This is a genomic window from Pseudomonas sp. BF-R-30 (assembly GCF_019956175.1).
Taxonomy (GTDB): Bacteria; Pseudomonadota; Gammaproteobacteria; order Pseudomonadales; family Pseudomonadaceae; genus Aquipseudomonas; species Aquipseudomonas jessenii.
Genome location: NZ_JAHBDE010000015.1, coordinates 42,209 through 67,362, shown reverse-complemented (window position 1 = coordinate 67,362; position 25,154 = coordinate 42,209). Strand labels below are relative to the sequence as shown.

Sequence of the window (25,154 nt, the reverse complement as noted above, 5' to 3'; positions counted from 1 at the left end):
TCTTTAGTCCATCGCGAGCGAGCTCGCTCCTACAGAGGGGGGCGTGTTGATCCGAACCGTATTTTTTGATGAGACCGAGCCATGCATAACAACAATAAAGAGCTGACCCTCAGCGCCCCGCTCAGCGGCCCGGTGCTCACGCTCGCCAAAGTCCCGGATGCGGTGTTTGCCAGCGGTGCCATGGGCGACGGGATCGCCATCGACCCGTTGAACGATACCCTTCATGCGCCGTGCGCGGGCGTGGTGGTGCATGTCGCCCGCACCGGTCACGCGGTGACCCTGCGTGCCGACAACGGCGCGGAATTGCTCCTGCACCTGGGCCTGGACACGGTCGAGTTGCAGGGCCAGGGCTTTTCGATGCTGGTGCAGGAAGGCGCACGGGTTGCCAATGGCCAACCCCTGCTGCGCTACGACCTGGACAAGGTCGCGCAACAGTGCAAAAGCCTGGTCAGCCTGCTGATCCTCACCAACAGCCAGGACTTTCAGGCACGGCCCATCACCCTCAAGTCGGTAAAGGTCGGCGAGCCGCTGCTGCACATCATTCGTCGACAGACGTCGAGCACACAGATCGATGCCGAGTTTTCTGGCGCAGAGATTGTCGGTCTGGTGCGCATTGCTCACCGTGGCGGTCTGCACGCACGACCGGCCGCGCTGATCCGTCAGACCGCGCAAGGATTCAAAAGCAAATCGCAGCTGCATTTCGCCGGCAAGTCGGCCACCTGCGACAGCCTGATCGGCCTGATGGGGCTGGCCATCGCCGAACAGGCAGAAGTCCAGGTCAGTTGCCAGGGCCCGGACGCCGAAGCCGCGCTGCAAGCCTTGCTGACCGCGTTATCCACAGCCCTGGCCGAAGACAGCCATGCCGCCGCGCCGACCACGATTGCCCAACGCAATCGCCCCGCCGAAGCCGGCGTATTGCACGGCGTCTGTGCGGCGCCCGGCCTGGTCGGCGGGCCGCTGTTCCACCTGAATGCGATCAGCCTGCCGGTGGATGCCGGCCATCATGATCCACAGCAACAGCAGCAAGTGCTGGACGCGGCACTGAGCCAGGTGCGCAGCGAAATCGAACGCACGCTGGTCCTGGCGAAAAAACACAAGGACACCTCTGAAGAGGCGATCTTCGCCGCACACCTGGCGCTGCTGGAAGACCCGGCCCTGCTGGACGCCGCCTTACAAACCGTCGTCCTGGGCACGGCCGCGACCCACGCCTGGAGCCAGGCCATCGACGTGCAGTGCGAAGTCCTCCAGCAAACCGGCAGCACACTGCTGGCCGAACGCGCCAACGACCTGCGCGACCTCAAGCAACGGGTGCTGCGCGCATTGCTCGGCGACACCTGGCATTACGACGTGCCGGCCGGCGCCATCGTCGCGGCGCATGAATTGACGCCCTCCGATTTACTGCAACTGAGCCAGCAAGGCGTCGCCGGACTGTGCATGGCCGAAGGTGGCGCGACCTCCCACGTGGCGATTCTGGCCCGGGGCAAAGGCCTGCCGTGCATGGTGGCGCTGGGTTCGACGCTACTCGATCAGCAACAGGGGCAACCGGTGGTGCTGGACGCCGACGGCGGCCGCCTCGAACTGACACCCAGCACACAGCGCCTGGCCGACGTGCGCCAGCTGCAACAGCAACAGCAACAACGCCGGGCCGAACAACAGGCCCAGGCGCACACCCCCGCACTGACCACCGATGGCCTGCGCATCGAAGTCGCCGCCAATGTGGCATCCAGCACGGAAGCGGCAGACGCGTTGGCCAATGGCGCCGACGGCGTCGGCTTGCTGCGCACCGAGTTTCTCTTCGTCGACCGCCACACCGCGCCGGACGAACAGGAACAACACCACGCCTATCAAGCGGTGCTCGATGCCATGGGCGACAAGTCGGTGATCATCCGCACCATCGACGTCGGCGGCGACAAGCAACTGGACTACCTGCCACTGCCCGCCGAGGCCAATCCGGTGCTCGGCCTGCGCGGCATTCGCCTGGCCCAGGCGCGCCCTGAACTGCTCGACCAGCAATTGCGCGCGCTGCTGCACCTGCGCCCGTTGTCACGCTGCCGGATCCTGCTGCCAATGGTCACGGAAGTCGATGAACTGCTGCACATCCGCCAGCGCCTCGATGCCTTGTGCGGTGAACTCGGCCTGGCGCAACGCCCGGAACTGGGTGTGATGATCGAAGTTCCGGCCGCCGCGCTGCTGGCCGAGCAACTGGCCGAACACGCGGACTTCCTGTCCATCGGCACCAACGACCTGTCGCAATACACCCTGGCCATGGACCGCGACCACGCCGGGCTCGCCGCTCGCGTCGATGCGCTACACCCGGCACTGCTGCGGCTGATCGCCCAGACCTGCGCCGGTGCGGCGCAGCACAACCGTTGGGTGGGCGTGTGCGGCGCACTGGCGTCCGATCCATTGGCCACGCCGGTGTTGATCGGCCTAGGGGTCAGTGAATTGTCGGTGAGCCCAGTACAGGTCGGCGAAATCAAGGACCGCGTGCGTCATCTCGACGCCAGCGAATGCCGGCGCATCAGCCAGGGCCTGCTCAAGCTGAGCAGCGCCAGTGCCGTGCGTCACGCCTGTCACCAGCATTGGCCTCTGAGCTGAAGAACAACAAGAATCCACGGAGAACCGCCATGTACCAACTTTTCATCGAAGGCCTGCAACGCCTCGGCCGCGCGCTGATGCTGCCGATCGCGATCCTGCCGATTGCCGGCCTGCTGCTGCGCCTGGGCGATACCGATCTGCTGAACATCGCGATCATCCACGACGCCGGCCAGGTGATCTTCGCCAACCTGGCGATGATCTTCGCCATCGGCATTGCGGTCGGCTTCGCCAGGGACAACAACGGTACGGCGGGTCTGGCCGGGGTGATCGGTTACCTGGTGATGATCTCCACCCTCAAGGCGCTCGACCCGAGCATCAACATGGGCATGCTCGCCGGGATCGTCAGCGGACTGATGGCCGGCGCGCTGTACAACCGCTTCAAGGACATCAAGCTGCCGGAATACCTGGCGTTCTTCGGTGGCCGACGGTTCGTGCCGATTGTCACCGGGTTCGCCGCCGTGGGGCTGGGTGTGGTGTTCGGCTACATCTGGCCGCCGATCCAGCACGGCATCAACAGCTTCGGCACACTGATGATGGAAAGCGGCAGCTTCGGCGCGTTCGTCTTCGGCCTGTTCAACCGCCTGCTGATCGTCACCGGCCTGCACCACATCCTCAACAACATGGCGTGGTTCGTGTTCGGCAACTTCACCGACCCCACCACCGGGGCGCTGGTGACTGGCGACCTGTCGCGCTACTTCGCCGGCGATCCGAAGGGTGGCCAGTTCATGACCGGCATGTTCCCGATGATGATCTTCGGCCTGCCCGCCGCCTGCCTGGCGATGTACCGCAATGCCCTGCCGGCACGACGCAAGGTGATGGGCGGGATCTTCCTGTCGATGGCGTTGACCGCGTTCCTGACCGGCGTCACCGAGCCGATTGAATTCGCCTTCATGTTCCTCGCGCCGTTGCTGTTTGTGCTGCATGCGTTGCTGACCGGCCTGTCGATGGCCATCACCAATGCGCTGAACATCCACCTGGGGTTCACCTTCTCCGGCGGCTTCATCGACATGATCCTGGGCTGGGGCAAGTCCACCAACGGCTGGCTGGTGTTCCCGGTGGGCCTGGCGTATGCCGTGATCTATTACGTGGTGTTTGACTTCTGTATCCGCCGCTTCGACCTGAAGACACCGGGCCGCGAAACCAGCGCTGACGTCGAGCAGGTTGTCGTCGCCGACAATGAACGCGCCGGGGCATACATCAAGGCCTTGGGCGGTGCCGAAAACCTGATCACCGTCGGCGCCTGCACCACGCGCTTGCGCCTGGACATGGTGGATCGCAACAAGGCTTCGGATGCCGATCTCAAGGCGCTCGGTGCCATGGCCGTCGTGCGTCCGGGTAAGGGCGGGAGTTTGCAGGTGGTGGTCGGGCCGATGGCCGATGCCATTGCCGACGAAATTCGCCTGGCAATGCCGGCACTGGGCCGCGCCATCGTGTCGTCACCGCCCGCAGAAATCGACGCCACTCCACCTGCCGCCGTGGCGACACCCGAGGCGCAGCAATGGCTCAATGCCCTGGGTGGTGGCGACAATGTGCTGCAACTCGATTGCGTGGCCATGACCCGCATCCGCCTGCAACTGGCCGATGGCAAGGCGTTGTCGGAGTTCGATTTGAAAGCGTTGGGTTGCCAGGGTGTAAGTCAGCTGGATGGCGGTATCTGGCATCTGCTGATTGGCGACAAGGCGCCGAGCTTGAGTGATGCACTGGAAGTGTTGGTCAATCGCAGCGAGGTGAGTGCCAAGGTTTAGATCTTCGGTGCCTGATAGGCCGCCATCGCGAGCAAGCTCGCTCCCACATTGGATCTGCATACACCGGACCACTGTGGGAGCGGGCTTGCTCGCGAAGAGGCCATAAGCAACACCACAAAAACCCGATCAATAAAAAACCCGCTGAAATCTCTTTCAGCGGGTTTTTCATTTCAGCACCGGAGAATCAGAAATCCTCCAGCCGCCACACTTCATAAGCCGGTGTCTCATAGGGATGGCTCTGTTTCAGAGCCGCCACTACCGAGCGAATCAACTCATCGGCCACCACCAGCTCAACCTTCCATTCCTCGACCTGTTCGACCTGCCCTGCCTCGCCAATGAACGGCTGGCTGCCGTCCAGTGGACGAAACTGGCCAGTGCCCAACACTTGCCATGCACAGTGGTCATAAGCACCGATTCGCCCACCACCGGCGGCGAATACGGCGCTTTTGACCACCTCGACATGACTGTCGGGAACAAAAAAGCTGAGCTTGTACACGGTGCTTAGTTCACCCACACACGAGCGTTACGGAACATACGCATCAACGGAGCATCTTCGTTCCAGTCATCCGAACGCCACGAGTTCTGCACGGCGCGGAACACACGTTCCGGGTGCGGCATCATGATGGTCACGCGACCGTCGCGGCTGGTCAAACCGGTGATTCCGCGCGGCGAGCCGTTCGGGTTGGCCGGGTAGCTTTCGGTGACCTTGCCGTGGTTGTCGACGAAACGCATCGCCACGCAACCCGACAGATCGGCTTCCAGCAGTGCTTCTTCGCTGGCGAACTCGGCATGGCCTTCACCGTGAGCAATGGCGATCGGCATGCGCGAACCGGCCATGCCTTGCAGGAAGATCGAGTTCGACTCCTGGATCTGCACCATGGCAACACGGGCTTCGAACTGCTCGGAGCGGTTGCGCACGAAGTGCGGCCAGAACTCGCTGCCCGGGATCAGCTCGTGCAGGTTGGACATCATCTGGCAACCGTTGCACACGCCGAGGGTGAAGCTGTCGTTGCGTTCGAAGAAGCCCTGGAACGCATCGCGGGCACGGCTGTTGAACAGCGCGGATTTCGCCCAGCCTTCACCGGCACCCAATACGTCGCCGTAAGAGAAGCCGCCGCAAGCGACCATGCCCTTGAACTCGTTCAGGTCGACCCGGCCGGCCAGGATGTCGCTCATGTGCACGTCGATCGCGTTGAAACCGGCGCGGTCGAACGCGGCAGCCATTTCCACCTGACCGTTGACGCCCTGCTCACGCAGTACGGCAACCTGTGGGCGAATGCCTTTCTTGATGTAAGGCGCGGCGATGTCCTGGTTGATGTCGTAGCTCAGCTTGACGCTCAGGCCCGGGTTTTCTTCTTCCAGCAGCACGTCGAACTCTTGCTCGGCGCAGTCGGCGTTGTCACGCAGACGCTGGATCTGGTAGCTGGTCTCGGCCCACTGGCGTTGCAGCAGACGACGCTGGCCTTCGAACACCGTGTCACCGTTGAAGGTGATGCCGATCTCGCCATTGTTGATTGGCTGACCGATCACCGACACGCAGTCACCCAGGCCGGCAGCGCTGAACTGCGCGAGGATGTCCGGGGTCGCGTCCTGGCGAACCTGGATCACGGCACCCAGTTCTTCGTTGAACAGGATGGCGGCGATGTCGGCAGAGGTTTCTGCCAGACCGTCGAGGTTCAGGCTCAGGCCACAGTGACCGGCGAACGCCATCTCGACAACGCTGGTCAGCAGACCACCGTCGGAACGGTCGTGGTAAGCCAGCAGGTGGCCGTCGGCGTTGAGGCCCTGGATCACCGCGAAGAAGGCTTTGAGGTCTTCGGCGTCATCGACGTCCGGCGCCTGCTTGCCGAGCTTGCCGTGAACCTGCGCCAGGATCGAGGCGCCCATGCGGTTCTGGCCGCGGCCCAGGTCGATCAGGATCAGGTCGGTGGTGCCCTTGTCCATGCGCAGTTGTGGGGTCAGGGTCTGACGGATGTCAGTCACTGGCGCGAAACCGGTCACGATGAGGGACATCGGCGAAGTCACGGACTTGTCCACGCCTTCATCGTTCCAGCGGGTGGCCATGGACATCGAGTCCTTGCCAACCGGGATGGTGATGCCCAGCTCAGGGCACAACTCCATGCCGACCGCTTTCACGGTGTCGTACAGGCGTGCATCTTCACCCGGGTGACCGGCAGCCGACATCCAGTTCGCCGACAGTTTGATGTCGGAGATCTTGCCGATGCGCGAGGCCGCGATGTTGGTCAGGGTTTCGCCGATGGCCATGCGGCCCGACGCCGGAGCGTCCAGCAGTGCCAGCGGAGTACGCTCGCCCATCGCCATGGCTTCACCGGTGTAGACGTCGAAGCTGGTGGCGGTGACGGCAACGTCGGCCACCGGAACCTGCCACGGGCCGACCATCTGGTCACGGGCCACGAGGCCGGTGATGGTGCGGTCGCCGATGGTGATCAGGAAGCTTTTGCTCGCCACGGCCGGGTGATGCAGGACGCGCTCGACGCAGTCGGCGATGCTCAGGGTCGACGGATCGAAATCGTCGCCCAGTTCGTTTTCACGAACCACCGAACGGTGCATGCGTGGAGCCTTGCCCAGCAGCACTTCCAGCGGCATGTCCACCGGGCTGTTGCCGAAGTGGCTGTCGGTGACGGTCAACTGCGGTTCGGCAGTGGCTTCGCCGACGACGGCAAACGGGCAACGCTCACGTTCGCAGATCGCCTTGAAGCGCTCGAAATCCGCCGGCCCCACGGCCAGAACGTAACGTTCCTGGGATTCGTTGGACCAGATTTCGTGCGGGGCCATGCCCGGCTCGTCGTTTGGAATGTTGCGCAGTTCGAAACGGCCACCGCGGTCGCCGTCGTTGACCAGTTCCGGGAAGGCGTTGGACAGACCGCCCGCACCCACGTCGTGGATGAAGCTGATCGGGTTCTTGTCGCCCAGTTGCCAGCAACGGTCGATGACTTCCTGGCAGCGACGCTCCATTTCCGGGTTTTCGCGCTGTACGGAAGCGAAGTCCAGGTCTGCCGAGCTGGTGCCGGTGGCCATGGAGGAAGCGGCGCCGCCGCCCAGGCCGATCAGCATCGCCGGGCCGCCGAGCACGATCAGCTTGGAGCCGACGACGATCTCGCCTTTCTTGACGTGTTCTTCACGGATGTTGCCCATGCCGCCGGCCAGCATGATCGGTTTGTGGTAGCCGCGAACTTCGTCACCGTGCGGGGTGGTGATCGACTGTTCGAAGGTACGGAAGTAGCCGGTCAGTGCCGGACGACCGAATTCGTTGTTGAACGCAGCGCCGCCCAGCGGGCCTTCGATCATGATGTCCAGCGCGGTGACGATGCGCTCGGGCTTGCCGTACGGCACTTCCCACGGCTGTTCGAAGCCCGGGATCTGCAGGTTCGACACGGTGAAACCGGTCAGGCCAGCCTTCGGCTTGGCACCGCGACCGGTGGCGCCTTCGTCACGGATCTCGCCACCGGAACCGGTGGATGCGCCCGGGAACGGGGCAATCGCGGTCGGGTGGTTGTGGGTTTCAACCTTCATCAGGATGTGCACCGGCTCCTGCACCGCGCCGTACTGGCGGGTCTCAGGGTCCGGGAAGAAGCGACCGGCCACGGAGCCGACGATCACCGAAGCGTTGTCCTTATAAGCCGACAGAACGCCTTCGCTATGCATCACGTAGGTGTTCTTGATCATGCCGAACAGGCTTTTTTCCTGGCTCTCGCCGTCGATGTCCCAACTGGCGTTGAAGATCTTGTGACGGCAGTGCTCGGAGTTCGCCTGGGCGAACATCATCAGTTCGATGTCATGCGGGTTGCGCTTCAAGCCGACGAAAGCGTTGACCAGATAGTCGATCTCGTCTTCGGCCAGGGCCAGGCCCAGCTCGGTGTTGGCTTTTTCCAGCGCGGCACGGCCGCCACCCAACACGTCGATGGCGGTCAGGGGTTTCGGTTCGGCGTGACTGAACAGGCCGGCGGCCTGTTCGAGGTTGCCCAGGACGATCTGGGTCATGCGGTCGTGCAGACCGTCGGCGATCAGCTGGGCTTCAGCGTCGCTGAACTGGCCGGCCACGTAGAACGCGATGCCGCGCTCCAGGCGCTGGATTTTCGCCAGGCCACAGTTACGGGCGATGTCGCTGGCCTTGCTCGACCACGGCGAGATGGTGCCGAAACGCGGCAGCACCAGAAACAGACGACCGGTCGGTTCCTGTACCGGAACGCTTGGACCGTACTTCAGAAGGCGCGCGAGCACCTGCTGTTCGTCGCCGGTCAGGACGCCGGTAACTTCGGCGAAGTGAGCGAATTCAGCATACAGGCCGCTGACAGCCGGAACCTTCTGGCTCAGTTGCTCAAGGAGCTTGCTGTGGCGAAAGGCAGAAAGGGCAGGAGCGCCGCGCAGGATCAACATCTTCGGGACAGCCTCGGGAAGGGGTGTGCTTTGAGGCCGTGCATTCTAGCCTAAACAGCCCGCGACATCACCCGAAACGCTACGCACGGTTGCACTCGGGCGTCGATCTGTGTTTCTGCCTCGAAAGTCAGGTTAACCGGGCGTGCAGCAACAGCTTATTTTTACTGTAACAAAATGCAGGCAAGGCCCATTCCTGCGGGGTTTCGGCCGGTTTTGTGATCGCTAGCAGACAAGCCCCTCACTGTCGAGATATGGCGCTCGTGGTCCTTTGCGTATACTGCGCAGATGTTTTTCCCAACGGCTTTGCGTCCGCGGTACGCCAAATGGCTGATCGCAACCGGACTCTTCCTGATGCTCGGTGGCTGTGTTGATAAACCCAACACGCTCGAGCGCGTAAAGGAGGATGGTGTGCTGCGGGTGGTTACCCGAAACAGCCCCGCCACCTACTTTCAGGATCGCAACGGTGAGACCGGCTTCGAATACGAGCTGGTGAAGCGCTTCGCCGACGATCTGGGGGTCGAGCTCAAGATCGAGACCGCCGACAACCTCGATGACCTGTTCAACCAGGTCGGCAAGCCCAATGGCCCGGTGCTGGCGGCTGCCGGTCTGGTCAGCAGCGAAGAGCGCAAGAAGCAGGTGCGCTTCTCCCACTCCTACCTGGAAGTCACCCCGCAGATCATCTACCGCAACGGCCAGTCCCGGCCAACCGATGCGAAGGATCTGGTGGGCAAGAAGATCATGGTGCTCAAGGGCAGCACCCACGCCGAACAACTGGCGCAGCTGAAACAGAAGTTTCCCGGCATCGAATACGAAGAGTCTGACGCGGTCGAGGTCGTCGATCTCCTGCGCATGGTGGATGAAGGTCAGATCGACCTGACCCTGGTCGACTCCAACGAAGTGGCGATGAACCAGGTGTACTTCACCAACATCCGGGTCGCCTTCGACCTCGGCGACGCCAGCAACCAGAGCTGGGCCGTCGCCCCGGGCGACGACAACAGCCTGCTCAACGAAATCAACGATTACCTCGACAAGGTCAAGAAGAACGGCACCCTGCAACGCCTCAAGGACCGCTACTACGGGCATGTCGACGTCCTCGGCTACATGGGCGCCACCACGTTTGCCCAACACTTGCAGCAACGCCTGCCCAAGTACGAACAGCACTTCAAGGCCTACGCCAAGAAGGAGAAAGTCGACTGGCGCCTGCTGGCGGCCATCGGGTACCAGGAGTCGTTGTGGCAACCGACGGTCACGTCCAAGACCGGCGTGCGCGGCCTGATGATGCTGACCCAGAACACCGCGCAGGCCATGGGCGTGTCCAACCGCCTGGACCCCAGGCAGAGCATCATGGGCGGCGCCAAGTACCTGGCCTACATGAAAGACCAGCTCGACGACTCGATTCAGGAGCCGGACCGGACCTGGTTTGCCCTGGCGGCCTACAACGTCGGCAGCGGCCACCTGGATGACGCACGCAAACTGGCGGCCAAGGAAGGGTTGAACCCGGACAAATGGCTGGACGTGAAGAAGATCCTGCCGCGCCTGTCGGAAAAGAAGTGGTACAGCAAAACCCGTTACGGCTACGCCCGTGGCGGCGAACCGGTGCATTTCGTGGCGAACATCCGTCGCTACTACGACATCCTGACCTGGGTCACGCAGCCGCAGCTTGAAGGCGACCAGGTCGCCGAGGGCAAACTGCTTGTTCCGGGGATCGACAAGAGCAAGCCGTCGCAGGAACCTGCACCGCTCTGACAATCACCACCAATCAAATGTGGGAGCGGGCTTGCTCGCGAAGGCAATTTATCATCCAACATCTCTGTTGGCTGATACTCCGCTTTCGCGAGCAAGCCCGCTCCCACATTGGTTTTTGTGTTCGGCTTAGGCTTTTGCGGCAGCCGCCAGTATCAGCGCCTTCATCTCCGAAACAGCCGACTTGAAGCCAACGAACAGCGCATGGGCCACCAGCGCATGGCCGATGTTCAACTCGTTGATGCCCTTGATCGCCGCCACGGCTTCGACGTTGTGATAGTGCAGGCCATGACCGGCATTGACGATCAGGCCCTGGGCCAGACCGAAGGCCACGCCATCGGCTACACGCTTGAGTTCTTCGGCGACTTCGGTCGGTGTCTCGGCATCGGCATAACGCCCGGTGTGCAACTCGATGGCTGGCGCGCCGACACGACGGGAAGCTTCGATCTGGCGCTCATCGGCATCAATGAACAGCGACACTTCGGAGCCGATCTTCGACAGACGCTCGACCGCCGCCTTGATCCGCGCCTCCTGCCCCGCCACATCCAGGCCACCTTCGGTGGTCAGTTCCTGACGGGTTTCCGGCACCAGGCAAATGTGCGCCGGGCGGATGCGCTCGGCGAACTGCATCATTTCCTCGGTGACACCCATTTCGAAGTTCATGCGGGTTTGCAGCACGTCCTTGAGCAGCAGAACGTCGCGCTCCTGAATGTGCCGACGGTCTTCGCGCAGGTGCACGGTGATGCCGTCGGCGCCCGCCTCTTCCGCGTCCAGTGCAGCCTTGACCGGGTCCGGGTAACGGGTGCCCCGGGCCTGACGCAGGGTGGCAACGTGGTCGATGTTCACGCCAAGAAGAATACGGGTGCTGGTGGTCACGGAAGCGCTCCAGAAGAAGAGAAAGTTCGGTGCACAGCATACGGTGTGATCAGGGCTTGCGAAACAGCTCGCGACTGACAAGTGGACGCCCGCCCAGGTGAACGGCCAACGCCTGGCGCATCAAGCGCTTGGCGGCAGACAGAGCGCCGGGGGCAGACCAGTCGGCTTCAGCCATGGCCAGCAATTCGGTGCCGTTGAACAGGCCCGGTTGCAACAGGTAGACACGCTCCAGCCCGGCATCCACTTGCAAACGGTAGAGGCCGTCCGGCGCGACGGGCTGATCATGAATATCAGTCGTCAGGGAAAAACCGTAGCCGAGGTCATCGAGCAAGCGCCATTCGAAGGAGCGCAGCAAGGGCTCCAGAGCACGACCTTCAGCCAGCGCCAGCAAAGTCGCAGCGTAGTGATCGAATACGCCGGGATGAGGATCTTCGGCGGGCAACAGGCGAATCAGCAATTCATTGAGGTAAAGACCGCTGAACAGCGCCTCGCCATTGAGCCAGGTGGAGATGCCAGCACTCTCCATGCGCCCGACATTCTTCAGCTCGCCCTTGCCCCGGAACTCGACTTCCAATGGCACGAACGGCCGCGCCAGTGTCCCGGCCTTGCCCCGTGCACTGCGCAACACCGCCCGCAGCCGACCTTGCGGCGTGAGGAAGTCCACCAGCGCGCTGTTTTCACGGTAGGCGCGGGAGTGCAGGACATAGGCGGGTTGGGCGGGAGGCGGACTTTGCGACATGAATTTCTCGATGAAAGAGCGCAACTTTACAAACAACCCAAAACCAATGTGGGAGCGGGCTTGCTCGCGAAAGCGGTGTAACAGTCAACATCAAAGCTGAATGTTACATCCTCTTCGCGAGCAAGCCCGCTCCCACAGTAGATCTATGTGCTGCTTGATGTTTTACAGGTCGCCGTAACCCAACGAACGCAATGCACGCTCGTCATCGGACCAGCCACCCTTAACCTTGACCCACAGGTTGAGCATGATCTTGGAGTCGAACAGCAGCTCCATGTCCTTGCGCGCCTCGGTGCCGATGCGCTTGATGCGCTCGCCCTTGTCGCCAATGATGATTTTTTTCTGGCCATCGCGCTCGACGAGGATCAAGGCATGAATGTGCAGGGTCTTGCCCTGCTGCTTGAACTCTTCGATTTCAACGGTGATCTGGTACGGCAGCTCGGCGCCCATCTGGCGCATGATTTTTTCGCGCACCAGCTCGGCGGCGAGGAAACGGCTGCTGCGGTCGGTGATCTGGTCTTCCGGGAAGAAGTGATCGTTTTCCGGCAGGTGCTCGGCAATCACACGCTCCAGCGCGTCGAGGTTGTGCCCGTGCTGCGCGGAAATCGGGATGATCTGCGCGTTCGGCAGCTGTTCCTGCAACCAGCTCAGGTGCGGCATCAGCTCGGCCTTGTCTTCGATGCGGTCGGTCTTGTTCAACGCCACGATCAGCGGGCCGGTCACGTACTGGACGCGCTCGAGAACCATCTGGTCTTCTTCAGTCCACTTGGTGCGGTCGACCACGAAGATCACCACGTCGACGTCTTTCAGCGCCGCCGAAGCGGTCTTGTTCATGTAGCGGTTCAGGGCCTTTTCGCCGCCCTTGTGCATACCAGGGGTGTCGACGTAGATCGCCTGCACATCGCCCTCGGTCTTGATACCGAGCATGTTGTGACGGGTGGTTTGCGGTTTGCGCGAGGTGATCGCCAGCTTCTGACCCAGGATGTGGTTCAGCAACGTGGACTTGCCCACGTTCGGACGGCCGACGATGGCAACATAGCCACAGCGAGTTGCGTTTGTATCAGTCATTGCCATTCTCCACACCCAGGGCAATCAGTGCTGCGGCGGCCGCTACCTGTTCGGCAATACGACGACTCACACCCTGACCTCGGCTTTTTTCATTCAGTAAGATGATTTCGCATTCGACGAAGAACGTCCGGCAATGCGGCTCACCCTGGATATCCACCACTTCGTAACGCGGCAGCTCACAACCACGGGACTGCAGGAACTCTTGCAGGCGGGTCTTTGGATCTTTGTTGGTGTCGACCAGCGTCAGACCTTCGAACTCGCCGGCCAGCCAGGCGAGCACACGCTCGCGGGCCATTTCCATGCCAGCATCGAGGTAGATCGCACCGATCAGCGCTTCGAGGGCATCGGCCAGAATCGACTCGCGACGAAAACCGCCGCTTTTCAGCTCGCCCGAGCCCAGGCGCAGGTATTCGCCCAGATCGAAACCACGGGCCAGTACGGCCAGGGTCTCACCTTTGACCAGACGTGCGCGCAAACGCGACAACTGGCCTTCGCGAGCCAGCGGGAAGCGCTCGAACAACGCCTCGCCGGCGACGAAGTTGAGAATGGCGTCACCGAGGAATTCCAGGCGTTCGTTGTTACGCCCGGCAAAGCTGCGGTGAGTCAGGGCCAGGACCATCAGTTCCTGATCCTTGAAGGTGTAGCCGAGCTGACGCTCTAGACGGCTTAAGGAGACGCTCACGGTTTACCCACGCTGAGTTCGTGGCTGGATTCCACCGCCATCGCCGTAAGTTGGCGCAGGCTTGGGACAATTAAAGCTGTGTTCAAAAATAACGTCCTGAATATCATTGTTTTCATGCCTCTGGCGCCCATTGTGCCGGCTCCAGAAATGCATTCGGCGCTGTGTTCAACAGCGCCGTGTCTGATTACTTGATCAGGCCAACCCGCGAGAAATTCGGCAGGTGGCTGAGTTTGGGTTCCGGCCAGCTCATCCAGACCGCAAAGGCCTTGCCGACGATATTCTTGTCGGGAACCATGCCCAGCAGATCCTTGGGAATGTTCGGATCATCCCAGTAGCGACTGTCGTTGGAGTTGTCGCGGTTGTCGCCCATCATGAAGTAGTGCCCGGCCGGCACGGTCCACGAATGGTCCGGCATTGCGCGGTAGCGGCTCATTTCCTTGCGGATCATGTGCTCGGCCACACCGAGTTTTTCCTTGTAGAGCTCAGCGCTGCCCAGCGTGCCCGGCTCGGAGCCGACCAGTTGCTCGGCAATCGATTGACCGTTGACGAACAGGCGCTTGTCGGCGGTGTAGCGAACCGTGTCGCCCGGCAAACCAACCACACGCTTGATGTAGTTGACATTCGGGTCGCTCGGGTAGCGGAACACCATCACATCGCCGCGCTGCGGATCACCGACTTCGATGACTTTCTTGTCGATCACCGGCAAGCGGATCCCGTAGGAAAACTTGCTCACCAGGATGAAGTCGCCGACATCCAGGGTTGGCTTCATCGAACCGGAAGGAATCTGGAACGGTTCCACCAGGAACGAACGCAGCACCAGCACGATGAACAACACCGGGAAGAACGACTTGCCGTATTCAACCAGCAGCGGCTCTTTGTTCAGCTTCTCGACCACGACCATGTCAGGCTGGCTGACGCTGCCCTGATAGGAAGCGATGGCGGCACGCCGACGCGGGGCCAGGATCAACAGATCGAGCAACGCCAACAGGCCGCAGACGAACACGGCGATGACCAGCAACAGCGGGAAATTTAGCGACATAGGACCTAACTATCCAACCTGAGCACTGCAAGGAAGGCTTCCTGTGGAATCTCCACGTTGCCGACCTGCTTCATGCGTTTCTTACCGGCCTTTTGCTTCTCCAGCAGTTTCTTCTTACGGCTGACGTCACCACCGTAGCATTTGGCCAATACGTTCTTTCTGAGCGCCTTGACGGTTGTCCGCGCCACAATCTGCCCGCCAATGGCGGCCTGGATTGCCACGTCGAACATCTGCCGCGGAATCAGTTCTTTCATCTTCTCGGTCAACTGGCGACCTTTGTAGTGCGAGTTGTCACGGTGCACGATCAGCGCCAGGGCGTCGACCTTGTCACCGTTGATCAGCACGTCCAGTTTCACCAGGCTAGCCGATTGATAACGATCGAAATGGTAGTCCAGCGAAGCATAGCCGCGGCTGGTGGATTTCAGACGGTCGAAGAAGTCCAGCACCACTTCGTTCATCGGCAGGTCGTAGGTCACTTGTACCTGGGAGCCGAGGAACAGCATGTCAACCTGCACACCACGTTTTTCGATGCACAGGGTAATGACGTTGCCCAGGTGCTCTTGCGGCACAAGAATATTGGCCCGCACGATCGGCTCACGCATGTCTTCGATCGAGGACAGGTCCGGGAGCTTCGACGGGTTATCGACGTAGATCGTCTCGCCGGTCTTGAGCAGCAGCTCGAAGATTACCGTCGGCGCCGTGGTGATCAGGTCCAGGTTGTACTCGCGCTCCAGGCGCTCCTGGATGATTTCCATGTGCAGCATGCCGAGGAAGCCGCAACGGAAGCCGAAGCCCAGTGCGTCAGAGCTTTCCGGCGTGTATTGCAGCGACGAGTCGTTCAGGGTTAGCTTTTGCAGCGCTTCGCGGAAATCTTCGAAGTCGTCGGAGCTGACCGGGAACAGACCGGCGTAAACCTGCGGCTGAATACGCTTGAAGCCTGGCAGTACATCAACGTCCGGCGTCGAGCTCAAGGTCAGGGTGTCGCCCACTGGCGCACCGTGAATGTCCTTGATGCTGGCGATGATGAAGCCCACTTCACCGGCCTTGAGGTCAGCGGTAGGGGTGTGCTTCGGGTTGAATACACCGACGCTGTCTACCAGGTGGATCTTGCCGGTGGACTTGACCAGGATCTTGTCGCCCTTCTTCACACGACCGTGGCGCACGCGTACCAGGGAAACAACACCCAGGTAGTTGTCGAACCAGGAGTCGATGATCAACGCTTGCAGCGGATCTTCGTAGTTGCCGGTCGGTGCAGGAATGGTGGCGACCAGGCGCTCGAGCACTTCGTCGACGCCCAGGCCGGTCTTGGCCGAGCACTCGACCGCATCGGTGGCATCGATGCCGATGATTTTTTCGATTTCTTCTTTAACACGGTCCGGATCGGCCTGTGGCAGGTCGATCTTGTTCAGCACGGGCATCACTTCCAGGCCCTGCTCGATCGCGGTGTAGCAGTTGGCAACCGACTGCGCTTCAACGCCTTGACCGGCATCGACCACCAGCAGCGCGCCTTCACAGGCAGCCAGCGAACGGCTCACCTCATAGGTGAAGTCAACGTGGCCGGGGGTATCAATGAAGTTCAGCTGGTAGTTGATACCGTCGCGAGCCTTGTAATACAAGGTGACGCTGTGCGCCTTGATGGTGATCCCGCGTTCACGCTCGAGGTCCATGGAGTCCAGGACCTGGGCTTCCATTTCGCGCTCGGCGAGGCCGCCACACATCTGGATGAAGCGATCGGCCAGCGTCGACTTGCCATGGTCAATGTGGGCGATGATGGAGAAATTGCGGATATGACTCAAATCACTCACGGATCAACACTCAAAAAGGCTGCAGGCATAGCCCGCCGAAAAATAGCCGGGAATTGTACCTGATCCACGGCGCAAGCGTCACGTTCGCAGGTCAGACGGTGCCTACAAAAACGCCCCGGTCTTGCGACAAGGGCGTTTTTTAACGTCAAAGCGGTCGGAAAATGCCCGCCATCAGCCTGCTCGACGCAACAGCCAGAGCCCCGCCACGGCACAAACACCCGCCGGCACCAGCACCGAAAGCAACGGCGGGAAGCCGAACACCTGGCTCGAAGGCCCCAGCAGATCCTGAACGATGCGGAAGGTGAAGCCCACCAGCACGCCGGTGAACACCCGTTGACCCAGGGTCACCGAGCGCAGCGGACCAAAGATGAAGGAAATCGCCATCAACACCAGAGCGGCAGTCACCAGCGGCTGCAACACCTTGACCCAAAATGCCAGCCAGTAGCGGCCATTGTTCAGCCCCTGGTCCGCCAGATAATGGATGTAACTCCACAGGCCACTGATCGACAGCGACTCGGGCACCATGATCACGGTGTTCAGCAACTGCGGACTCAACGCAACGTCCCAGCGCTCTTGCGGGGTCGAAACCACTTCGGTGCTGCGCTCGTGGAACAGCGTGGTCGTGACATCCGACAACTGCCAGTGATCGTTTTCAAAGTTGGCACGCTTGGCGAAACTCGCCGACAGCATGTGCCGCTCTTTGTCGAAGCGATAACGGGTCACGCCATACAGGATGCCGTTGGGTTGTACCGAGTTGACGTGAATGAACTCATCGCCCTGGCGGTGCCACAAGCCGTGCCTGGCGCTTTGTGCATCACCGCTGCCTTGGGCCAGCGAGCGATTGGCCTGCGCGGCGGTTTCAGCGGGCGGAGCGACGTACTCGCCGACCAGCACGCCGGCCAGCATCAATACCAGCATCGGCTTCATGACCGCCCAGACGATCCGGCCGATCGACACGCCGGCGGCGCGCATGATGGTCAGCTCACTGTTGCTGGCCAGGCTGCCCAGACCGATCAGGCAGCCGATCAGCGCAGCCATCGGCAGCATTTCGTACATCCGGCGCGGAGCGGTCAACAACACGTAACTCAGCACATCGACCAGGGTGTAGGTATCGCTGATTTCCCCCATCTCGTCGATGAAGGCAAACAGTGTCGCCAGACCAAGAATGATCCCGAGCACCGCCAGGATCGCCATGAACACACTGCTACCAATGTAGCGATCAAGCTTAACCACGGGCCACCTCCAGCGCGCTGCGGCGACTCGCCCTCTTCAAGCGCAAGGGTTCCCAGTAGAGCAAGCCCAGGCCGATGGACAGGAAAATCCCGTGCACCCACCACAAGCCAAACACCGCAGGGATCTTGCCCTTGTCCAGGGCACCGCGGGCGGCAATCAGAATGGTCAGGTAAGCCATATAAAGAAGAATCGCCGGCAGTAACTTGAGGAATCGGCCCTGACGCGGGTTGACCCGTGACAGCGGCACCGCCATCAAGGTCACGATGAACACCAGCAACGGCAGAGACATGCGCCATTGCAGCTCGGCGCGCATGCGAATGTCGTCACTGCCGATCAATGTACGGGTCGGCATTGCATCACGGTCGGTGACTTCGTCACTGACTTCCGGCTTTGGCAGCAACACACCGTACTCGTCATACTTGATCGCCCGGTAGTCGGCCTGCCCCGGACTACCGTCATAGCGATAGCCGTTATCAAGAATCAGGTAGCGGTTGCCGTCCGGACGAATTTCCTGGCGACCCCTTTCCGCCACCAGCACAGAAATCCCGCGATCCTTGTTATTGGAACTGATGTTTTTTTGCGAGATGAACACACCACCCAGATTGACGCGGTCATCGGACATGCTCTCGGTGTAGGTGACCCGGGTGCCGTCGCGCAAAGCCTGGAAACGCCCTGGCTCCAGGGTATCGAATTCGGTCAGGGCATCCTGCTTGTTCAGCAGCAACTGAAACTGATTGGCCCCCTGTGGCGCCAGGCTCAGGCTCAGCCACGCAACGACGAGCGCAACCAGGGTGGCCGGGAACAGCGTCATGCAAAACAGCCGCTGCTGGCTCATGCCCGTGGCCGAGAGCACGGTCATTTCGCTTTCGAGGTACAGGCGCCCGTAGGACAACAGGATCCCGAGAAACAGCCCCAGCGGCAGGATCAGCTGGAGGAAGCCCGGCAGGCGATAGCCCATGATCAGGAACAACGACCCCGGATCCAGTAGGCCCGAAGCCGCCTGGGCGAGGTATTTGATGAAGCGACCGCTCATGATGATGACCAGCAGCACGGCACTGACGGCGCTCAAGGTCAACAGAACTTCGCGGGATAGATAACGGAAGACGATCAAACCAGACACTCCAGGGTTGTCAGGCTAAGGCGGCCAAACAAGCAAACGTATCGGACAGCCCGCAAGGCAAAGCCGCCGAAAAAAGATGGCGCATTATCCTGTGATTGGGTGCGCCTGTCACTGCGCAATGCATCCCCCCCCTTGTAGGAGCGAGCCTGCTCGCGATGGTCGTCAACGATAACGCGGGGAGCCTGACACCCTGCGTCACTCTTGGGGTCTTCGCGAGCAGGCTCGCTCCTACATTCGTGCGGCCGAGGGTTGTCAGCCGCCGCTGGCGAGGTTCAAACTGCGGCCTTTGTCGCCGGTCGATCCTGGCGCCTTTCTGTTTATAAGCAATCGACGCACATAAGGTGTCGAGCGCATGCGTGATAACCATCAATTCAGGGACCCGGACATGGAACTGGTTGTAAAAAGCGTCAACCCCGAAACGTTGAAGACCGCCACTCTCGTGGTCTCCGTCGGCGAAGGCCGCAAGCTCGGCGGTGTTGCCAGACAACTCGACGAACTGAGCGGCGGCGCAATCAGCACTGTGCTCAAGCGCGGCGACCTGGCCGGCAAGGTCGGCCAGAGCCTGCTGCTGCACAGCCTGCCGAACCTCAAGGCCGAGCGTGTGCTGCTGGTTGGCGTTGGCAAGGACGACGAACTGGGTGACCGCCCGTTCCGCAAGATCATCGCCGGCATCCTCAATACCCTCAAAAGCCTGGGCGGCAGCGATGCAGTGCTGGCCCTGGATGAAGTGGTCGTCAAAGGCCGCGACAGTTATGGCAAGACCCGCCTGCTGGCCGAAACCCTGGTGGACGGCGAGTACAGCTTCGACCAGTTCAAGAGCCAGAAAGCCGAACCCCGCGCGCTGAAGAAAATCACCCTGCTGACCATCAAGGCCGCCCAGGCTGAAGTGCAACGCGCCGTGACCCACGCCACCGCCATCGCCAACGGCATGGCCTTCACCCGCAACCTGGGTAACCTGCCGCCGAACATCTGTCACCCGACCTTCCTCGGTGAGCAGGCCAAAGACCTGGGCAAAGAATTCAAGGACCTGAAAGTCGAAGTCCTCGACGAGAAGAAGATCAAGGCTCTGGGCATGGGCTCGTTCTACGCCGTCGGCCAGGGCAGCGCCCAGCCTCCGCGCCTGATCGTCATGCAATACAACGGTGGCAAGAAATCCGAGAAGCCGTACGCGCTGGTCGGCAAAGGCATCACCTTCGACACCGGCGGCATCAGCCTCAAGCCGGGTGCCGGCATGGATGAAATGAAGTACGACATGGGCGGCGCCGCCAGCGTGTTCGGTACCCTGCGTGCCGTGCTCGAACTGAAGCTGCCGATCAACCTGGTGTGCATCCTGGCCTGCGCCGAAAACATGCCGAGCGGCAACGCTTCGCGCCCGGGCGACATCGTCACCACCATGAGCGGCCAGACCGTGGAAATCCTCAACACCGACGCCGAAGGCCGTCTGGTGCTGTGCGACGCCCTGACCTACTCCGAGCGCTTCAAGCCGCAAGCGGTCATCGACATCGCGACCCTGACCGGCGCCTGCGTGGTTGCCCTGGGTTCCCACACCTCGGGCCTGCTGGGCAACAATGACGAACTGATCGGCCAACTGCTGAGCGCCGGCAAGGCTGCCGACGACCGCGCCTGGCAACTGCCGCTGTTCGATGAGTACCAGGAACAGCTGGACAGCCCGTTCGCCGACATCGCCAACATTGGCGGCCCGAAAGCCGGCACCATCACTGCGGCCTGCTTCCTGTCGCGCTTCACCAAGAACCTGAACTGGGCGCACCTGGACATCGCCGGCACGGCCTGGACCAGCGGCGGCAAGGACAAGGGCGCCACTGGCCGTCCGGTTCCCCTGCTGACCCAATACCTGCTGGACCGCGCCAAAGCCTGAAACCGTTGATGGGCGGCGGCGTCACTTTTCGGTGGCGCCGCTTGCCGCTCTGGAACCGCAATGACCAAAGTCGACTTCTATATCCTGCCCAGCGCCGATCCTTCGGCACGCCTGGACTTTGCCTGCAAGCTCACCGAGAAAGCCTGGCGCATGGGCCACCGCATCTACCTGCATTGCAGCGACGCGGCCCAGCGTGACGAACTCGATGCGCGGCTGTGGGCGTTCAAGGGCGAAAGCTTCGTGCCCCACGGCCCTGCCGACAGCGAACCTGAGGGTTTGATTGTCCTGGGGTTGGGCGATGACTGCGGTCAACATCAGGATTTGCTGGTCAATCTCGACCTGAAAGTCCCGGCCTTCGCCAACAGGTTCGCCCGGGTGGCGGAAGTGGTGGTGGAAGATCCGACGATCAGAGCGGCCGCGCGGGAGAGTTTCCGTTTCTACCGCGAACAGGGCTATCCTCTGCAAGATCACCGTTTACAGCGACTCTGAGCCTTCCAATGGACACTCCAAAACCGCTGCAACAGTCCGCGCACCTGCTGGACGACCTCGAGTCGATCCGCCAATTGCTCGGCGATGACAACCTGCAACCGCCTCTGCTGACCGACACGGTCGAGGAAGGTGATCAGGAACAGATTCCCATGTTGTTCGACGCCGTGGGCGAACCTTCGCCACCCGTCGTACCGACAACGCCTGCCCCGATCGTTGAACCCGTCACCGCGGCGACGTCGGCGCCCGCCCCCAGCAAGAACCCGGATGACTTGCTGCACCTGGACAGCGAATTGCGCGCCGCCGCGCAATTGATCATGCAAGACGTGATCGACGATTTCGCCCCGCACATCGAGACCGAAATCAAACGCCGCCTCAGTGCGCGACTGGAACGCTTGTTGAGCCAGTACAACGACTGAACAGCTTGCAGTGGGGGGCTCTTCTGTGGGAGCGAGCTTGCTCGCGATGACGATCTGTCTGGCACATCAATGCTGAATTTGCTGACCCCATCGCGAGCAAGCTCGCTCCCACACAAAGCGTCTCGCCACAAGTTGAATCTTCAGGTACTGAGATAGCGTCCGATCAACGCGATCCCGCTGGCCAGCACCAGCCACGTCACCAGGCGCACAAACGCCTCGCGGGACAAGCGCATGGTCAGCCGTCGACCGAACCACAGCCCCAGCACCATCGCCGGCAACAGACAAACCGCCAACACCAGCAACGGCAAATCGGCATACACACCGGCGATTGCAAACAGGCTCAAACGCACCACCGTACTGCAACTGATCAGCGCACTCTGGGTGGCCCGGGCCGCCTCCTTGGGCAACCGGCTGTTCAAATAGATCGCATAGAGAAAACCGCCGCTGCCAAACAACGCGCCAAACATTCCGCCCACCGTCCCCATCGGCAGCGCCCACGCGGCGGACAACTGCGCCGGACGGACCTTTATCCACAGGCTGTAAATTGCATAGGCGCTGATAAACAGCCCCATCAGCAGCAACAACAGGTCGGATTTCAGGTTCAGCAGGAATATCACGCCGAGGGTGCAGCCCACCGCCATGCACGGCAGCAACCGCAACAGCTCCGGCCTCGCCACATCTCGCCGTGACGGCAGCAGATTGCCGAATGCCGCGACAAAATCGAGCAGCACCAGCAACGGCACAATCTTCGACAGTGGCATGAACAGAATCAGAATCGGCCCCGCCACCAGCGCGGTGCCGAAACCGGCGATGCCGAACACGATGTAGGCCAGGGCGATGCCCGCACCGATTACCAGCCAGTCCAGCGGGCCAAAGGGCCATTGGTTCAACAACTCAAGCACTGTAAATCTCCTGTCATCCTTGAATGCTCCCTACGACTTTACCTCCTGTGGGAGCGGGCTTGCTCGCGAAAGCGACCTTCCATTCGGCATTGACCTGGCTGACACACCGCCTTCGCGAGCAAGCCCGCTCCCACAAGGGATTTATGCCGAGTCATGGAGATTATTCATCGAATGCCTTTAAACTGCGCCCCATGATTAAAGATCCCTTTGCAAGACTCGGCCTGGACCGCGAAGTCCTGACCGTCAGCCAGCTCAACGGCCGCGCGCGGGTGTTGCTTGAAGACGTGTTCAGCAACATCTGGGTCGAAGGCGAAATCTCCAACCTCGCCCGCCCGGCTTCCGGCCACGTGTATTTCACCCTCAAGGACAGCGGCGCCCAAGTGCGTTGCGCGTTGTTCCGGCAGAACGCGGCACGGGTTCGCCAGGCCTTGAAAGACGGCCTGGCGGTCAAGGTGCGTGGCAAGGTCTCGCTGTTCGAGGGACGCGGTGATTATCAGCTGATCCTCGACACCGTGGAGCCGGCTGGCGATGGCGCCTTGCGCCTGGCGTTCGATGCACTCAAGGAAAAGCTCAGCGCCGAAGGCCTGTTCAGTGCCGAGCGCAAGGTGCCGTTGCCGGCGCATCCGCAACGCATCGGCATCATCAGTTCGCCCACTGGGGCGGTGATCCGCGACATCATCAGCGTGTTCCGCCGTCGTGCACCGCAGGTGCAATTGACCCTGATCCCTACCGCCGTACAGGGCCGCGAAGCCACAGCGCAGATTGTCCGCGCCCTGAAACTGGCCGATGCCCGCGGTTTCGACGCGCTGATCCTGGCCCGGGGCGGTGGCTCGCTGGAAGATCTCTGGTGCTTCAACGAAGAAGCCGTGGCCCGCGCCGTAGACGCTTGCGTGACGCCGATTGTCAGCGCGGTCGGCCATGAAACCGACGTGTCGATCAGCGACTTCGTGGCCGACGTACGCGCGCCCACCCCTTCCGCTGCCGCCGAATTGCTGGCACCGGACTCCAGCGACCTGATGCGTCGGGTCGAAAGCCTGCACCGACGGCTGGTGATGCGCATGCGTGACCGCTTGATGCGCGACCGCCTGCGCCTGGAAGGTGTTTCCCGACGTCTGCGCCATCCCGGCGAGCGCCTGCGCCAGCAAGCGCAACGCCTGGATGACCTGGACATGCGCATGCGCCGCGCGTTCGAGCGCAGCCTCAACACCCGCCGCGAACGCTTGATCCGCCTGGAAACCCGTCTGGCTGCACAACATCCGGGCCGGCAACTGGCAATGCTTCGCCAGCGCCTCGACAGCCTGGCCGAACGCCTGCCGCGCGCGATCCGCGAAGGGCTGAAAAACCGTCGCCTGCAGTTGCACAGCCAGATGCAGACACTGCATGTGGTCAGCCCGCTGGCGACCCTCGGCCGTGGTTACAGCATCTTGCTGGACGAGCGTGGCAACGCCATCCGCAGCGCCGCACAAACCCATACCGGCCAGCGCCTGAAGGCCAAACTGGGCGAAGGCGAACTGCAAGTACGGGTCGAAGACAATCACCTGACGCCCGTCACCCTTTCTTTACTGGATTGATCCATGCCGCGTTTCTTTGCTCCGTTGCTGTTGCTGCTCCTGACCTTCAACGCCCATGCCGACAGCTACATTACTCGCCAGTTGAACAAACCGGTGCCGGGAGGCGTTGCGGTGGTGGACCTTGGCACGTCCGCCCAGGCGCCAAAAGCCACTTATCAAGGCAAACCGGTGCTGGTAGTGAAGGAACAGAACAACTGGCTGGCCATTGTCGGCCTGCCGCTGACGGTCAAGCCGGGGGTTCAATCGGTCAGCAGCGGCGGCCGTAATCTGAATTTTACGGTTGGCAACAAGAAATACCCGGAACAGCGCATCACCCTGAAGAACACCCAACAGGTCAATCCGGACCCGGAAAATCTCAAGCGCATCGAGCGTGAACTGGCTGAGCAGATTACTGCCTACCGCACGTTCAGCCCCAACACCCCGAGCAACCTGCTGCTGGACAAACCAGTGAACGGGCCGCTGTCGAGCAAGTTCGGCGTGCGGCGCTTTTTCAACGGTGAAGAACGCAACCCCCACTCAGGCCTGGACTTCGCCGTACCCGGCGGTACGCCAATCAAGACCCCGGCCGCCGGCAAGGTGATCCTGATCGGTAACTATTTCTTCAATGGCAACACGGTGTTCGTCGACCATGGCCAGGGGTTTATCAGCATGTTCTGCCACATGTCGAAAATCGACGTGAAGGTGGGGCAGCCACTGGCCCGTGGTGACGTGGTCGGCAAAGTCGGTGCGACCGGCCGCGCGACCGGACCGCACATGCACTGGAACATCAGCCTGAACGATGCGCGGGTCGATCCGGCTATCTTCATTGGTGCGTTTCAGCCCTAGCTTTTTGTTGAAGCTGATGGCCTCATCGCGAG

19 protein-coding genes are annotated in these 25,154 nt (G+C 61.5%); 8 read left to right on the top strand and 11 right to left on the bottom strand.

What is annotated here, in order from left to right:
- The first annotated feature begins 81 nt into the window (after positions 1–81).
- Together ptsP and nagE are read left to right on the top strand one after the other, a co-directional pair.
- Positions 82–2,598, top strand: coding sequence for a phosphoenolpyruvate--protein phosphotransferase (gene ptsP, locus KGB20_RS10475; protein ID WP_154947051.1), 2,517 nt, complete (start codon positions 82–84; stop codon positions 2,596–2,598).
- Positions 2,599–2,627: 29 nt separating this feature from the next.
- Positions 2,628–4,343, top strand: coding sequence for an N-acetylglucosamine-specific PTS transporter subunit IIBC (nagE, locus tag KGB20_RS10470; RefSeq protein WP_150813634.1), 1,716 nt, complete (start codon positions 2,628–2,630; stop codon positions 4,341–4,343).
- Between the two features lie 184 nt (positions 4,344–4,527).
- Here nagE and KGB20_RS10465 read toward each other — a convergent pair whose 3' ends face one another.
- Both KGB20_RS10465 and purL read right to left on the bottom strand, forming a co-directional pair.
- Complete coding sequence (locus KGB20_RS10465) at positions 4,528–4,839, bottom strand: YqfO family protein (RefSeq protein ID WP_057716278.1); 312 nt, start codon at positions 4,837–4,839, stop codon at positions 4,528–4,530.
- A 5-nt stretch (positions 4,840–4,844) separates the two neighbouring features.
- The gene (purL, locus tag KGB20_RS10460) at positions 4,845–8,741 is read right to left on the bottom strand and encodes a phosphoribosylformylglycinamidine synthase (RefSeq protein WP_057716279.1); all 3,897 of its coding nucleotides are present in this window, start codon (positions 8,739–8,741) and stop codon (positions 4,845–4,847) included.
- 285 nt (positions 8,742–9,026) lie between these two features.
- On the opposite strand from purL, the gene mltF reads away from it, so the two are divergent.
- On the top strand, positions 9,027–10,487 hold the full coding sequence (mltF, locus tag KGB20_RS10455; RefSeq protein WP_079246808.1) for a membrane-bound lytic murein transglycosylase MltF: 1,461 nt from the start codon (positions 9,027–9,029) through the stop codon (positions 10,485–10,487).
- Between the two features lie 126 nt (positions 10,488–10,613).
- Here mltF and pdxJ read toward each other — a convergent pair whose 3' ends face one another.
- The 8 genes from pdxJ to lptF form a co-directional block, all read right to left on the bottom strand.
- Complete coding sequence (gene pdxJ, locus KGB20_RS10450; protein WP_008053219.1) at positions 10,614–11,360, bottom strand: pyridoxine 5'-phosphate synthase; 747 nt, start codon at positions 11,358–11,360, stop codon at positions 10,614–10,616.
- Positions 11,361–11,409: 49 nt separating this feature from the next.
- On the bottom strand, positions 11,410–12,099 hold the full coding sequence (recO, locus tag KGB20_RS10445) for a DNA repair protein RecO (RefSeq protein ID WP_150813633.1): 690 nt from the start codon (positions 12,097–12,099) through the stop codon (positions 11,410–11,412).
- 162 nt (positions 12,100–12,261) lie between these two features.
- The gene (gene era / locus KGB20_RS10440; protein ID WP_007973959.1) at positions 12,262–13,164 is read right to left on the bottom strand and encodes a GTPase Era; all 903 of its coding nucleotides are present in this window, start codon (positions 13,162–13,164) and stop codon (positions 12,262–12,264) included.
- Complete coding sequence (gene rnc / locus KGB20_RS10435; protein WP_008053221.1) at positions 13,157–13,846, bottom strand: ribonuclease III; 690 nt, start codon at positions 13,844–13,846, stop codon at positions 13,157–13,159. The genes era and rnc overlap by 8 nt, the downstream gene beginning before the upstream one ends.
- 184 nt (positions 13,847–14,030) lie before the next feature.
- Complete coding sequence (lepB, locus tag KGB20_RS10430) at positions 14,031–14,885, bottom strand: signal peptidase I (protein ID WP_057716283.1); 855 nt, start codon at positions 14,883–14,885, stop codon at positions 14,031–14,033.
- A 5-nt stretch (positions 14,886–14,890) separates the two neighbouring features.
- Positions 14,891–16,690, bottom strand: coding sequence for a translation elongation factor 4 (gene lepA / locus KGB20_RS10425; RefSeq protein WP_008053223.1), 1,800 nt, complete (start codon positions 16,688–16,690; stop codon positions 14,891–14,893).
- Between the two features lie 171 nt (positions 16,691–16,861).
- The gene (gene lptG / locus KGB20_RS10420) at positions 16,862–17,923 is read right to left on the bottom strand and encodes an LPS export ABC transporter permease LptG (RefSeq protein ID WP_057716284.1); all 1,062 of its coding nucleotides are present in this window, start codon (positions 17,921–17,923) and stop codon (positions 16,862–16,864) included.
- The gene (gene lptF / locus KGB20_RS10415) at positions 17,916–19,034 is read right to left on the bottom strand and encodes an LPS export ABC transporter permease LptF (protein ID WP_150813632.1); all 1,119 of its coding nucleotides are present in this window, start codon (positions 19,032–19,034) and stop codon (positions 17,916–17,918) included. The genes lptG and lptF overlap by 8 nt, the downstream gene beginning before the upstream one ends.
- Positions 19,035–19,428: 394 nt before the next feature.
- Between lptF and KGB20_RS10410 the strand changes: the two genes are divergently transcribed.
- From KGB20_RS10410 to KGB20_RS10400, 3 genes are read left to right on the top strand one after another with little or no spacing between them, the layout of a single operon-like run.
- Positions 19,429–20,919 carry a leucyl aminopeptidase gene (locus KGB20_RS10410; protein WP_090457748.1) on the top strand — a complete coding sequence of 497 codons (1,491 nt, stop codon included), beginning with the start codon at positions 19,429–19,431 and terminating at the stop codon, positions 20,917–20,919.
- A 60-nt stretch (positions 20,920–20,979) separates the two neighbouring features.
- Positions 20,980–21,408 carry a DNA polymerase III subunit chi gene (locus KGB20_RS10405; RefSeq protein ID WP_150813631.1) on the top strand — a complete coding sequence of 143 codons (429 nt, stop codon included), beginning with the start codon at positions 20,980–20,982 and terminating at the stop codon, positions 21,406–21,408.
- Between the two features lie 8 nt (positions 21,409–21,416).
- Entirely contained in the window at positions 21,417–21,824 is a 408-nt protein-coding gene (locus tag KGB20_RS10400; RefSeq protein WP_150813630.1) for a DNA polymerase III subunit chi, read from the top strand.
- Positions 21,825–21,964: 140 nt separating this feature from the next.
- Here KGB20_RS10400 and KGB20_RS10395 read toward each other — a convergent pair whose 3' ends face one another.
- Positions 21,965–22,726 carry a sulfite exporter TauE/SafE family protein gene (locus KGB20_RS10395; RefSeq protein ID WP_150813629.1) on the bottom strand — a complete coding sequence of 254 codons (762 nt, stop codon included), beginning with the start codon at positions 22,724–22,726 and terminating at the stop codon, positions 21,965–21,967.
- 191 nt (positions 22,727–22,917) lie between these two features.
- Between KGB20_RS10395 and xseA the strand changes: the two genes are divergently transcribed.
- A complete protein-coding gene (xseA, locus tag KGB20_RS10390) occupies positions 22,918–24,297 on the top strand; it encodes an exodeoxyribonuclease VII large subunit (RefSeq protein WP_150813628.1) in 1,380 nt (459 codons plus the stop codon).
- Between the two features lie 3 nt (positions 24,298–24,300).
- Positions 24,301–25,122: a peptidoglycan DD-metalloendopeptidase family protein gene (locus tag KGB20_RS10385; RefSeq protein ID WP_102670186.1), complete on the top strand. Its 822-nt coding sequence runs from the start codon at positions 24,301–24,303 to the stop codon at positions 25,120–25,122.
- The last annotated feature ends 32 nt before the right edge of the window (positions 25,123–25,154 follow it).

Excerpts from the sequence above, each read along its gene's own strand:
- xseA (WP_150813628.1), top strand. The coding sequence starts at position 22,918 with ATGATTAAAGATCCCTTTGCAAGACTCGGCCTGGACCGCGAAGTCCTG.
- nagE (WP_150813634.1), top strand. The coding sequence starts at position 2,628 with ATGTACCAACTTTTCATCGAAGGCCTGCAACGCCTCGGCCGCGCGCTG.
- KGB20_RS10405 (WP_150813631.1), top strand. The coding sequence starts at position 20,980 with ATGACCAAAGTCGACTTCTATATCCTGCCCAGCGCCGATCCTTCGGCA.
- era (WP_007973959.1), bottom strand. The coding sequence starts at position 13,164 with ATGACTGATACAAACGCAACTCGCTGTGGCTATGTTGCCATCGTCGGC.
- mltF (WP_079246808.1), top strand. The coding sequence starts at position 9,027 with ATGTTTTTCCCAACGGCTTTGCGTCCGCGGTACGCCAAATGGCTGATC.
- lepB (WP_057716283.1), bottom strand. The coding sequence starts at position 14,885 with ATGTCGCTAAATTTCCCGCTGTTGCTGGTCATCGCCGTGTTCGTCTGC.
- KGB20_RS10385 (WP_102670186.1), top strand. The coding sequence starts at position 24,301 with ATGCCGCGTTTCTTTGCTCCGTTGCTGTTGCTGCTCCTGACCTTCAAC.
- KGB20_RS10410 (WP_090457748.1), top strand. The coding sequence starts at position 19,429 with ATGGAACTGGTTGTAAAAAGCGTCAACCCCGAAACGTTGAAGACCGCC.
- recO (WP_150813633.1), bottom strand. The coding sequence starts at position 12,099 with ATGTCGCAAAGTCCGCCTCCCGCCCAACCCGCCTATGTCCTGCACTCC.
- purL (WP_057716279.1), bottom strand. The coding sequence starts at position 8,741 with ATGTTGATCCTGCGCGGCGCTCCTGCCCTTTCTGCCTTTCGCCACAGC.
- KGB20_RS10400 (WP_150813630.1), top strand. The coding sequence starts at position 21,417 with ATGGACACTCCAAAACCGCTGCAACAGTCCGCGCACCTGCTGGACGAC.
- ptsP (WP_154947051.1), top strand. The coding sequence starts at position 82 with ATGCATAACAACAATAAAGAGCTGACCCTCAGCGCCCCGCTCAGCGGC.